Below are 12488 nucleotides of genomic sequence, written 5' to 3'. Positions count from 1 at the left end.
CGTGACCTCATGCTTGTGAATTCGCGGAAGCAACCCCTCATCCGGCGCTTCGCGCCACCTTCTCCCACAAGGGGAGAAGGAAAAAGCGAATTACCAGCTCCAACTGATCTCGTGGCTCCAGGGCGGATCGGCGCCCGGACGGGTGCAGGTCAGCCCAGCGCAATTGGCGGCAAAGGACAGCGCGCGGCCCAGCTCGTCCGCGCCGATATCCTTTAGTTGTTGTCGGGCGAGACGTCCTTGCTTGTGCAGGGCGAACAACAACGCCGCCTGAAAACTGTCACCCGCGCCGATGGTGTCGGCGACCACGACCTTGGGGGCGGCGACCTCGATCTGCCCTGCCCCCGCATGCCACGCGATCGCACCGTTGTCGCCACGGGTGATGACGACGAGGCCCGCGCCCCGTGCGAGCAGCGTGCTCGCACGCTGGTGATATAGCTCGTCGGCGAACAGATAGGTAAAATCGACGTCCGACATCTTGATGAGATCGGCGCTGGCCGCAAACTCGGCCATGCGCGCGAGATAAGCCGGTTTGTCCTTCACGAGGTTGGGCCGGCAATTCGGATCAAAGGAGATTGTCGAGGACGCTCGTGCGTCCGCGATCAGGGTCCTGGTCTCGGTCGCGCCCCGGTCGTTGACCAGTGTGGTCGAGCCGACATGGAGGGCTTCAACAGTATCGAACGGAATGGAGCCGCGCCGGTAGGTCCAGTTCCGCGTCGCGGTCTCGGCGTCGTAGAAGGCGTAATGCGACTCGCCGGCGACGATGCGAACGAAGGCGAGCGTGGTCTGGTGTTCGCTGCGGGTGGCGAGCGCGAGCTCGACATTGGATGCAGCGGCGTGGTCGGCGATCATGCGCCCGAACAGGTCGGTCGAGATGCCGCCGACAAAGCCGGCCGGCGCGCCCAGGCGCGCCATGCCGATCGCGACGTTGAGGCAGGAGCCGCCGACGGCCGGCATCACCGCTTCGCGCCCGTCGGTGTTTCGCGTCGGGACGAAATCGATCAGCGCATCGCCGCATGAAATCAGCATCCGTTTTCAAACTCCCACTCGCATCGCGGCGCGGCCGCCGCGATCGACCTCGCGCAGCAATCTGTAGACCCCGCGTTTGCGGGCGTGGAAGGCGGCGATGTCGGGCGTGGTCGGCTCGCTCTTCCGTCCCAGCGCCGACATCTTTGCCATGGTCTCCCCGATCGAGGCATAGGCGCCGCCGGCGACGGCGCCAAGCATGGCGGCACCGAGCAGCACCGGCTCCGTGGTCTGCGGCAGCGCCACGGTAAGGCCAGTCGTATCGGCCATGATCTGCCGCACCAGCGGGCTGCGGCTGGCGCCGCCGCCCATGATCATGATGCTGGAGTGGACGCCATGCGCGGCAAAGGCCTCGATCACCTCGGCAAGCCCATAGGCGAGCCCGCACAGACCGGCGACGAACAGCCGTTCCATCGAGGCGATGCCGGTGTCGAGATCGAGGCCTGCGATCACCGCGCGCGTGTCAGGGTCGGCGTAGGGCGAGCGGTTGCCGATGAACTCAGGAAGAACATGGACGTCGCGGGCCAGCAGCGCGGCGCGGCTGGCGCCGCCTGCGCGTGCGATGATGCGGCGCTCGAGAAACTCGATGAGGTCTAGGCCCTCCCTGCGCGCCGCCGCGCTCGCTTCGGCGTGGCCGGGATGCGATTTGAGAAGATGGTCGATCGCAGCGCCTGCAGCGGACTGCCCGCCCTCGTTAAGCCAGAAATTCGGCACCATGCCGGAGTAATAAGGACCCCACACGCCCGGCACGAAGCACGGCTCCTTGGTCGTCGCCATGATGCAGGCCGACGTTCCCATGATGTAGGCAAGGCGGTCGGAGACATCTGTGGCGCCGTCCGACTCATCTCGGCCGCCGATTGCGCCGATGCCGCCGGCATGGGCATCGATCAGGGACGCTCCGACCGGCGTGCCCGGTGACAAGCCAAGATCGGCAGCTGCCGTACCGGTTAGACCGGCGCCGAGCCGCGTGCCGGGCGCGACAATCTCGGTCCCGATGCGGGCGTATTTCTCGTTGACGAAGTCCGACAGGCCGATGCGCTTGAAGAATGGCGCGCTCCAGCCGCCGCCGTCATGGGCGAGATAGTTCCATTTGCAAGTGACCGTGCAGGTCGAGCGTTGCAACGAGCCAGTGGCGCGCCAGGTCAGGTAATCCGCAAGATCGAAGAAGTGCCCTGCGGTGTCGAAGCTCACGCGCATATGCCGCTTCAGCCACAGCAGTTTCGGCATCTCCATCTCGGGCGAGATCGAGCCGCCGACATAGCGCAGCACGGCATCACCGGTTTCGTTGATCAGTCGCGCCTCGGCCGTTGCGCGGTGATCCATCCAGACGATGACGTTTCGCTGCCTGTCGCCGGAGGCGCTGATGGTGAGCGGCTCGCCTTGCCGGTCGAGCACCACGAGGGAGCAGGTGGCATCGAAACCGATACCGCCGACGCTGTCGGGCGCGATTGTAGCTTCCGCCATCGCGGCCCGTACCGACGCCGTGCAAGCGTCCCAGATGTCCTGGGACGACTGCTCGACGACATCGCCGGCCTCATGCCAGATCCTGATCGGATGTTTGGCCGTCGCCAGCAAGGTGCCCGCCTCGTCGAACACCCCTGCCCGCGTGCTATTGGTCCCTACATCGACGCCGATATACGCTCGCGGCATTGTCGCCCCCGGAAGCTCTCGTCAATTTTGACGCAAGCCTACCAGCAAGTGTAGCCGCCATCCACCAGCACGATGCTGCCGGTCATCAGACTCGCGGCCTCCGAGGCAAGGAACAGCACGACCGAGGCGATCTCCTCGACCTGCCCCATCCGTGCCATCGGGGTTCCACCGATCCAGGCATCGTACATTCTCGGATTGCTCTTCACGAAGGCGTTGAGCGGCGTCTCGATATAGGTCGGCGCGACCGCATTGACGCGGATGCCGCGCGCCCCCCATTCGGCGGCGAGCGATTTCGTGAGATGGTGCACGCCGGCCTTCGACGCGTTGTAGAAGCACTGCTCCTGCGGCTTGTTAACGATGAATCCGGACATCGACCCGACATTGACGATGGCACCGCTCCTGGCGTTGAGCATGTGCTTGCCGAACTCGCGGCAGCACCAGAAGGTGCCATTGAGATTGACGTCGATGACGTTGAGCCAGTGCTCGTCGGTCACGGTCTCCGCCGGTGTCTCGCTGCGGGCGATGCCGGCATTGTTGACGAGGATGTCGATCTTGCCGTGGCGGGCAACGAGGCCGTTGGCCACTTCCGCCACGCGCCTGGTGTCGGTGACGTCCATGATCGCCGTCTCGATGTCGTAGCCTTTCGCCTTCAGGCTGGCCTTCGCAGCGTCGGCGACTTTGCTGTCACGATCGCCGATGACGACCCGGGCGCCGGCTTCAGCCAGCGCTTCGGCGCAGGCGAGCCCAATGCCCTGCCCGCCGCCGGTGATGAACGCGATCTTGCTGTTCAGCTTGAATTTTTCCAGGTACATTTTGGTCTTTCCGGTTTTCTTGCCGTTTCTTGTCAGTTCCGAATGGCGTTACCGCTCGCGTCGAAGCGATGGATGCGCGCGGGCTCCGGCACCAGCGATACATGGTCGCCGGCGTGCAGGCTCAATTCACCGATGTAGCGCGCCGTCAGCATGCCGAGCTGACCGGCATCGACATAAAGGAAGGTGTCGCTGCCGAGATGCTCGGCCACCGCGATCGTTCCCTGCCAGCCGCCGGCGCCGTCGCGCTCGATCTTGAGATGCTCCGGCCGTACGCCGATCGTTGCCGCGCCCTTCTGCAAGGCGTGCTCGCCGGTGACGAAGTTCATCTTGGGCGAACCGATGAAGCCGGCGACGAAGAGGTTGGCCGGCTTCTCGTAGAGATCCAGCGGCGAGCCGTATTGCTCGATCTTGCCGCCGTTGAGCACCACGATCTTGTCGGCCATGGTCATGGCCTCGACCTGGTCGTGGGTGACATAGATCGCGGTGGTGCCGAGCTGCTTCTGAAGCCGCGTCACCTCGATCCGCATCTGCACGCGCAGCGCCGCGTCGAGATTGGAGAGTGGCTCGTCGAACAAAAACGCCTTGGGCTCGCGGACGATGGCCCGCCCGATCGCGACGCGCTGGCGCTGGCCGCCGGAGAGCTCGCGCGGCTTGCGGTCGAGATAAGGTGTGAGGTTCAGCGTTGCCGCGGCGGCCTCGACTTTGCGGTTGATCTCGTCCTTGGCCAGCCCCGCCATCTTCAGGCCGAAGCCGATATTGCCGCGCACGCTCATATGCGGATAGAGCGCATAGGACTGGAACACCATCGAGAGCCCGCGCTTGGCCGGCGGCGTGTCGACCACGTTCTTGCCGTCGATCAGGATCTTGCCGCCGGAGACGTCCTCGAGCCCCGCGATCAGCCGCAAGAGCGTGGTCTTGCCGCAGCCTGAGGGACCTACGAACACCACGAAGGAGCCGTCGGCAATCTCGAGGTCCGCGCCCTTGATGATGTGCACGGGGCCAAAGGATTTCTGCACATCCTGAAGTGTGATCTGACCCATGATCCGGCAGCCCTTCCTACTTTACCGCGCCAAAGGTGAGCCCGCGCACGAGCTGCTTCTGGCTGAACCAACCGAGGACGAGAATAGGCGCGATCGCCAACGTGGAAGCCGCCGACAGCTTTGCCCAGAACAGCCCTTCCGGACTCGAATAGGACGCGATGAACGTGGTGAGCGGCGCAGCGTTCGAGGTCGACAGATTGAGCGTCCAGAACGCCTCGTTCCAGGCCAGGATCAGGTTCAGCAGCATGGTCGATGCGAGCCCCGGGATCGCCATCGGCGTCAGTACGTAAATCAGTTCCCGACCGATGGTAGCGCCGTCCATGCGCGCGGCTTCGAGGATGTCGCGCGGGATCTCCTTGAAATAGGTGAACAGCATCCAGATCACGATCGGCAAGTTTCCGAGGCACAGGATGAAGACGAGGCCGATGCGGGAATCGAGCAGGCCGAAGGACTTGTAGATCAGATAGATCGGCACCAGCACGCCGACCGGCGGCATCATCTTGGTCGAGAGCATCCAGAGCAGGATGTCCTTGGTGCGCTTGGTCGGCGAGAACGCCATCGACCAGGCGGCGGGGATCGCGATCAAAAGCGCAATGAGCGTCGAGCCGCCGGCGATGATGATCGAGTTCATCGCGTGGAGGAAATAGTCGCTGCGCTCCTGCACGGTCGCGTAGTTCTCCGTGGTCCAGTGGAAGAACAGGAAGGACGGCGGGATCGCAAAAGCCTCGAGCTCGGTCTTGAAGCTCGCCAGCACCATCCACAGGATCGGGAAGAAGATCAGGAAGCCGAAGAACCATGCCCCGATGGTCGAGACCACCACCCGCTGCCTCGTCGCCATCCGCGCCATGTCTCATGCCTCCAGGTTGCGACCGACGATACGGACGAGGAAAAAAGCAACGATGTTGGCGATCACGACAGCGACGAGGCCGCCCGCCGAAGCGGTGCCGACATCGTACTGGATCAGTGCCTGCGAATAGATCAGGAAGGCGATGTTGGTGGTCGACAGTCCCGGGCCGCCACCCGTGGTGACGTAGATCTCGGCAAAGACGGTGAGCAGGAAGATCGTCTCGATCAGGATCACCACCGTGATGGGGCGCGCGAGGTGCGGCAGCGTGATGTAGATGAAGGTCGAGACCGCGCTGGCGCCGTCCATTTCGGCGGCTTCCTTCTGCTCCTCGTCGAGGGACTGCATCGCGGTGAGCAAAATCAGCGTCGCGAACGGCAGCCATTGCCATGACACGATCAGGATCACGGCGAGCAGCGGCGCGTCGGTGAACCAGTCGATCGGCGTCAAGCCGAACAGCGAGGCGATCCAGGCAAACAGCCCAGACACCGGATGCATCAGCAGGTTCTTCCAGACCAGCGCGCTCACCGTCGGCATCACGAAGAACGGCGCGATCACCATCAGCCGCACGATGTTGAGGCCGATCACGGGCTGGTCGAGCAACAGCGCCAGCGGAATTCCGAGCAGGACGGTCAGCGCCAGCACCGAGCCGACCAGCACCAGCGTGTTCTGGAGCGAGGCGAGGAAGGCGGGATCGGTGAGGAAGTAGCGGAAATTTTCCAGCCCGACGAACGATTCCGAGCCGGGATCGAGCAGACTGTAGTGCAGCGTCGAGAAATAGAGCGTCAGCGCGAGCGGGACGATCATCCAGATGAACAGCAGCCCGACCGCCGGCGTCAGGAGCGTCCGTGCGAGAAGCTGCGTCTGCCGGGTTGCCATTCTTGGCTTCTCCGCTTGCGGGAAGAAGGCGGCCATCCATCTGGAGCGGTGGATGGCCGCAAGTCTGAGCTCAGGAGGGAGAGATCGAGCTCACTTGATGTAACCCGCGCGCTTCATCTCGCGCTCGGTTGAAGATTGCGCCGCGGTGAGCGCGGCATCGACCGTCATCGATCCCGCAAGCGCGGCCGAGAATTGCTGGCCCACCTGCGTGCCGATGCCCTGGAATTCGGGGATCGCCGCATATTGCACGCCGACGTAGGGCACCGGCTTCACCGTCGGCTTGTTCGGATCGGCGGCGTCGATCGAGGCGAGCGTCAGCTTCGCGAACGGGGCGACCTTCAGATATTCAGGGTTTTGGTAGAGCGAGGTTCGGGTGCCCGGCGGCACGTTGGCCCAACCCTCTTTCGCGGCGACGACCTTGGTGTAGTCCTTGCTGGTGGCCCAGGCGATGAACTTCTCGGCGGCTTCCGCTTTCTTCGAGCCGGCGGGGATTGCGAGACTCCAGGCCCACAGCCAGTTGGCGTTCTTGCCCAGGCCCGTGTTGGGCGCCAGCGCGAAGCCGACCTTGTCGGCGACCTTGGAGTCCTTCGGATTGGTGACGAACGACGCCGCGACCGTGGCATCGATCCACATTGCGCACTTGCCGGCATTGAACAGCGCGAGGTTCTCGTTGAAGCCGTTCGAGCTCGCACCGGGAGGGCCGGCCTGCTTCATCAGGTCGACATAGGTCGTGAGCGTCGCCTTCCATTCCGGCGTATTGAACTGCGGCTGCCACTTCTCGTCGAACCAGCGTGCGCCGTAGGAATTGGCCATGGCCGAGAGGAACGCCATGTTCTCGCCCCAGCCAGCCTTGCCGCGAAGACAGATGCCGTAGACGCCGGCGCTCTTGTCGGTGAGCTTCTTGGCAGCGTCGATGACGAAATCCCAGGTCGGATTTTCAGGCATCTTGAGGCCGGCCTTGTCGAACAGGTCGGTGCGGTACATCACCATCGAGCTCTCGCCGTAGAACGGCGCGGCGTAGAGCTTGCCGTCGACCGAGACGGCATCCTTGATCTTGGGCAGGAGGTCGGCGACATCGTAGTCGGCGCCGAGATTGGCGAGCGGCACCAGCCAGCCCTTCTTGGCCCAGATCGGCACCTCGTAGGTGCCGATGGTGAGAACGTCGAACTGGCCGCCCTTGGTGGCGATGTCGGTGGTGACGCGCTGGCGCAGCACGTTCTCTTCCAGCGTCACCCATTTGACCGATATATCGGGGTTCTTCTTGGTGAATTCACCCGTCAGCCCCTGCATGCGGATCATGTCGCCGTTATTCACGGTGGCGATCGTCAGGGTGGTTTCGGCCATCGCGGGGACGGCCAACAACAGGCAAGACGCGCCACAGACGGCGCCGAGGACGTGTTTCACGGTGACCTCCCTAAGCTCGCGCTTTTGAGCATATGCCCACGCGTTGGGCGTATGTTCGACTGAGGGCGCGCCGTTGTCAAGCAGGCACAAAGATGTTCGCGCAACTTATGAGTGCTGCGATGCGGGAGTGATGAGAGCTGCCGCCTCGCACTCAGCTGTCATGCCCCGCGAAAGCGGGGCATCCAGTACTCCGTGCCGCCTGTTGATTTGCCCTAAGCGAGGCCGCGGCGTACTGGATCATCCGCCTTCGCGGATGATGACAGCAGTGCGAGAGGCGCTATCGCCGCCCTACCGCTCCAGAATCGCCCTTGCGGTCGCCTCGTCCGTGATCAGGCCATTGATCAGCCGCCCATTCAGCGCCGCCGCGATCGCCGGCACCTTGGCGGCGCCGACGGCGGCGCCGATCGTGGTGGTCTTCGCCGGGACCTCCGGCGGGATGCTGGTCAGGCGCTTGTTGGTTCCGGCCTTCAGCAGCCGACCCTTGGAATCATAGGCCCAGCCGGTGATCTCGCCGATCGCCCCCTGCCGCATCATCTCGAACAATTCGTCGCGGGTCACGAAGCCGTCGACATGGACCTGCGCCTTCTGGTCCATCTGGCCGATGCCGACGAGGCGCAAATCCGCCTTGGCCGCGACCGCCTTGACCTTCGCGATCGGCTCGATCCGGACCATCTTGTTGCGCTCATCCTCGGACGACATCAGGAACGGTAGCGGCATCGGATAGTGCCGCGCACCGGTGCGGTCGGCGAGCCGGCCGACGGTGTCGTAGAAGCTCGCCGAACCGTCGGCGGAGATATTGCCGACCAGCGAGACGATCTGGTGGTTGGGCCGGTCGATCGGCGTGACGCGCTCGACCGCGGCGCGCACGGCGCGTCCCGTCCCGAGCGCGACGATGACGGGGGTTTCCGAACGCAGGGTGGAATCGAGCAGGTTGGCACAGCGTTCGGCAATGCCCGCCGTGGCCTGCGGCGCGGCGGAATCCGCCGGCACCACCTCGCAATGGGTAAGCTCGAAACGCTCCTTCAGACGCGCCGCCAATTCCATGCACGCGGCGATGGGATGTTCGAGCCGGAAGGTGATGAGCCGTTCCGCGAGACACAGCGACACCAGCCGCTGCGCCGACGCGCGCGACACCTGGAGCATCTTCGCGATCTCGTCCTGGGTGTGACCGGCAATGAAATAGAGCCAGCCGGCACGCGCGGCGTCATCGAGCCTGGACTTTTCGTTCTCGGCGGCCATGGCAGGCGTCAGGCGTCCTTCCAGAAATCGATCATGCGCGCGAACACCCGGTCGGCCCCCGCACCCGACAGTATAGCCTGCCCGTCGCATCCGCGATAATGGCTGCCGCCGGCAAATCCCCAGACCGTCATGCCGGCCGCCTTGCCCGCCTGCACGCCGCTCGCACTGTCCTCGATCACCAGCGTGCGCGCAGGTTGCGCGCCCATCTGCTCGGCCGCGTAGAGAAAGAGATCGGGCGCCGGCTTGCCGTGCCTGACCATCTGCGCCGTGTAGATCCGGTCGCCGAAATGCGCCCGCAGGCCGGTGACGTTAAGAGAGAGCGCGACACGGTCGATGTCGCTGGACGAAGCCACGCAGAATGGTGCCCGCAATTCCGATATCACGGCGGCCACACCCGCGATCGGCTGGAGTGATCCGGCGAACGTGCTCAACACATGCGACTTCAAGCGCGGCAGAAAGCCGTCCGGCACGACCTGCCCGAGATCCCGATAATGCTGCTCGACCGCCTTGATGCTGCGTCCGAGAAAGAGCTCGAGCGCCTGCTCCTGGCTCAGCGCGATGCCGCATTCGGCCAGCACATCGGACAGGCACCGACAGCTCAGCAGCTCACTGTCGACCAGCACGCCGTCGCAGTCGAAGATGATCAGATCGGGTTTCGGCCGGCCCTGGTCCATCCCAGCATTCGATCATATACCCAATTGGTGGGCAATAGCTCACCCAAGGCCGGAACGCCGCACCCTTTTCTGGATCAGTGCGCCACCTGCCGGTAGATCGCCGGCAGCGCCGCGGGCAGTCGGCGGATATTACCGACGATGGCGTAGCCGCCGCGCCCGAACAGCGTCGGGAAATAGGACTGCGCGGTTGCGTCCACCGTGACGCCGAAGGCGGCGATGCCGAGCCGGCGCGCCTCCTGCACCGATTTGCGGGTGTCCTCGACCGCGAAGCGGCCTTCGTAATGATCGACATCGTTCGGCTTGCCGTCGGTGAGGACGAGCAGCAGCTTCTTGCGCTGCGGCTGACGGGCGAGCTCGGCCGAGGCGTGGCGCACCGCCGCGCCAATCCGCGTGTAATAGCCGGGCTTCAGCGCGCCGATACGACGCTCCACTGCCGCGCTCATCGGCTCGCCGAAGGCTTTGACCGTTTCGAGCCGCACCCAGGACCGCCGGCGCGACGTGAAGGTCAGGATGCTGTGGTGGTCACCGCAGGCCGACAGGCCGTGCGCGAGCACGAGCAGCGCCTCCTTCTCGACGTCGAGCACGCGATGGCCCTCGACCCAGGCGTCCGTCGAGAGCGAGACGTCGACGAGCAGCGTGACGGCGAGATCGTGCCCCTGCGGGCGCATCGCGACATGGATGCGATCGAGACCGCCGCCGCTGCCGGCGCGAAGATCGCACCGCGCGCGCACGAGCGCGTCGAGGTCGAGATCGTGCCCGTCGGCCTGGGCGCGCATCAATTCGCGGCGCGGCCGCAAGATCTCGAAGCGCCGCCGCACCTGACGGATATGCCGGCGCATGGTCTCGTCGGGCGACCAGATCTCGCCGGTCTCGGACGCGGCGCCCGCGAGCACGCGGCAATGATCGGGCAGGTAGGAGCTGCTGCGGTAGTCCCATTCGGGATAAGTGAGATCTGCGTTCAATGGCGAGGCATCGAGAGCTTCCGGCGGCAGGTCGAGATCGAATTTGAGCCGGCTCGCCGGCTTGCCGCTGCGGCGGCTCAGCGTCATCTCCTCGAGATCGTCGGCGGCCTTCTGCGCGTCCTCGTCCTTGTTGTCATCGGCCGGACGGTCGACATTGACCATCTCGGCCATCGCGAGGATCTTTTCGAAGCGGTTGAGCACGAAGGGATCGCGGCGTTTGGCGTTGTCCTCGCGCTCGCGCACGGCAAAGCGCTTGCGATTGTCCTGGGTCGCGGCCCCCGCGCCCGGCGCGCACGCGTCGTCGCCAGCATGCGCGGGCGAGAACTCGCGCGTCCAGCAATCGCCCCAGAGCGGACACGGCAGGACCGAGCGATAGCCGGGCGGGACCTTGTCCGGCAGCGGACCTGTCCCCATCATCGCCGGCCACAGCTGGCCTGCGGGCGCCTTTCCGGTCCCGAGCAAGGCCAGCACGATCCGCTCGATCTCCTGCTCAAGACGCGGCAACGGACGTTGCGGCCGGGCTTCGGCCATTGCTGCGGCGAGCCGCGCGTAATCGTCGGCGAGCCCGGGAAACTGCGTGAGCACGAAGACCGCCGTCTCGCTCGCCCGGCGCAAGACCAGAAGGTCCCGCCGCAGCGGATCATGCTCCGTGATCGTCTCGATCGGCGCGACCGCGAACCACGCCGCAAGCCAGCGATAGAGGCATGCGTTGAGGTCGCGGTCGGCAAATATCGCAATGCGACCGGGGAGGAAGATGGTCGCGGCGTCGCGGCCCGGCTGTTCGAGACGTTCGTCTCCAAGGCCGATGCGCTGCCGCCAGCCGAGCCGATGGCCCGCGCTACGTGCACCCGCGCTCGCGATCTGAACGCCTGGCTCGCCGCCAAACGCACGGAACATCACCGCGAGCCGGCCTCTCACCTCCGCAAGCGCGACCGCGTGATCATCGTGAACCGGATAGCTCGCGGTGCCGCCGACCATCCGGTGCCAGGCGCGGCCGACCGTCTCCTCCAGTTCGAGGAAGTCGAGCATGGGACCTGCCTCACGCAATCACGGCGCGCGCGACATCCAGCAGCGCCGCCTTGACGTCGGAATCGTCGGTCAGCGGCTCGATCATGCCGGCGATCACGGCATCGGCGATCGAGACTCCCGCCGCAATCAAAGTCGCGCAATACACCACGAGTCGGGTCGAGACGCCCTCCTCCAGATCATGCCCCTTCAGCGCCCGCAGACGTCCGGCAAGCGCGACCAGCGGCCGTACGCGATCCGGCGGCAGCCCGCTCTCGGCCGACACCACCGCAATCTCCTGCTCGGTCGGCAGGAAGCCGAACTCAATGGCGACGAAGCGCTGCCGCGTCGACGGCTTCAACGCCTTGAGCAGGGTCTGGTAACCGGGATTGTAGGAGACGACGAGCATGAAGCTCGCGGGAGCAACGAGCTCCTCGCCGGTTCGCTCCAGCGGCAGGATACGGCGGTCGTCGGTGAGCGGATGCAGCACGACGGTGACGTCCTTGCGGGCTTCCACTACCTCGTCGAGATAGCAGATGCCGCCCTCGCGGACCGCGCGCGTCAACGGACCGTCGATCCACACAGTGTCGCCGCCTCTCAGCAGATAGCGGCCGGTGAGATCGGCGGCGGTGAGATCGTCGTGGCAGGCGACGGTGTGGAGCGGCAAGCCCAGCCGCGCGGCCATATGCGCGACGAAACGCGTCTTACCGCAACCGGTCGGCCCCTTCAGCAGGACCGGAAGCCGGTGCCGCCAGGCATGCTCGAACAGCGCGCATTCGTTGCCGCTTGCGACATAGGCCGGTAGCGCGGGTGCAGGAGCGGCCAAGGCGTGAAGGGCTGCTTTCATGATCTTTCTCCGTAGATTTCTGAAGCGGCGGCCGCGCCGCAACCCGGCCCCCCGGCCCGTTTCACGGCCCGCGGCCGCGCCGCGGGACTGGGCGCCCGGCTAGACGCGG

11 protein-coding genes are annotated in these 12488 nt (G+C 65.3%); all 11 read right to left on the bottom strand.

Translation table 11 applies throughout. The annotated features are described in order from the left end of the window. Positions 1–90: 90 nt before the first annotated feature. Complete coding sequence (locus tag AC0L3A_RS14810) at positions 91–1026, bottom strand: carbohydrate kinase family protein (RefSeq protein ID WP_007593204.1); 936 nt, start codon at positions 1024–1026, stop codon at positions 91–93. Between the two features lie 6 nt (positions 1027–1032). Then, complete coding sequence (locus AC0L3A_RS14805; RefSeq protein ID WP_473254642.1) at positions 1033–2673, bottom strand: FGGY-family carbohydrate kinase; 1641 nt, start codon at positions 2671–2673, stop codon at positions 1033–1035. A 38-nt stretch (positions 2674–2711) separates the two neighbouring features. Next, the gene (locus AC0L3A_RS14800) at positions 2712–3485 is read right to left on the bottom strand and encodes an SDR family NAD(P)-dependent oxidoreductase (protein ID WP_473254641.1); all 774 of its coding nucleotides are present in this window, start codon (positions 3483–3485) and stop codon (positions 2712–2714) included. A 32-nt stretch (positions 3486–3517) separates the two neighbouring features. Next, on the bottom strand, positions 3518–4525 hold the full coding sequence (locus AC0L3A_RS14795; protein ID WP_007593209.1) for an ABC transporter ATP-binding protein: 1008 nt from the start codon (positions 4523–4525) through the stop codon (positions 3518–3520). A 16-nt stretch (positions 4526–4541) separates the two neighbouring features. After that, positions 4542–5372, bottom strand: a complete 831-nt coding sequence (locus AC0L3A_RS14790; RefSeq protein ID WP_007593210.1) for a carbohydrate ABC transporter permease — start codon at positions 5370–5372, stop codon at positions 4542–4544. A 3-nt stretch (positions 5373–5375) separates the two neighbouring features. Further along, positions 5376–6248, bottom strand: coding sequence for a carbohydrate ABC transporter permease (locus AC0L3A_RS14785; RefSeq protein WP_007593211.1), 873 nt, complete (start codon positions 6246–6248; stop codon positions 5376–5378). A 90-nt stretch (positions 6249–6338) separates the two neighbouring features. Beyond that, positions 6339–7652, bottom strand: a complete 1314-nt coding sequence (locus tag AC0L3A_RS14780; RefSeq protein ID WP_219680967.1) for an ABC transporter substrate-binding protein — start codon at positions 7650–7652, stop codon at positions 6339–6341. 288 nt (positions 7653–7940) lie between these two features. After that, positions 7941–8891 carry a sugar-binding transcriptional regulator gene (locus AC0L3A_RS14775; RefSeq protein WP_007593213.1) on the bottom strand — a complete coding sequence of 317 codons (951 nt, stop codon included), beginning with the start codon at positions 8889–8891 and terminating at the stop codon, positions 7941–7943. Between the two features lie 8 nt (positions 8892–8899). Then, entirely contained in the window at positions 8900–9565 is a 666-nt protein-coding gene (locus tag AC0L3A_RS14770) for an HAD family hydrolase (RefSeq protein WP_473254640.1), read from the bottom strand. 74 nt (positions 9566–9639) lie between these two features. Next, positions 9640–11556, bottom strand: coding sequence for a nitric oxide reductase activation protein NorD (locus tag AC0L3A_RS14765; protein WP_473254638.1), 1917 nt, complete (start codon positions 11554–11556; stop codon positions 9640–9642). Between the two features lie 10 nt (positions 11557–11566). Continuing rightward, the gene (locus AC0L3A_RS14760) at positions 11567–12379 is read right to left on the bottom strand and encodes a CbbQ/NirQ/NorQ/GpvN family protein (RefSeq protein ID WP_007593221.1); all 813 of its coding nucleotides are present in this window, start codon (positions 12377–12379) and stop codon (positions 11567–11569) included. Between the last annotated feature and the right edge of the window lie 109 nt (positions 12380–12488).

The sequence above is a fragment of the Bradyrhizobium sp. MI1.3 genome (genome assembly GCF_055811695.1).
This window is presented reverse-complemented; position numbering and strand designations above follow the sequence as displayed.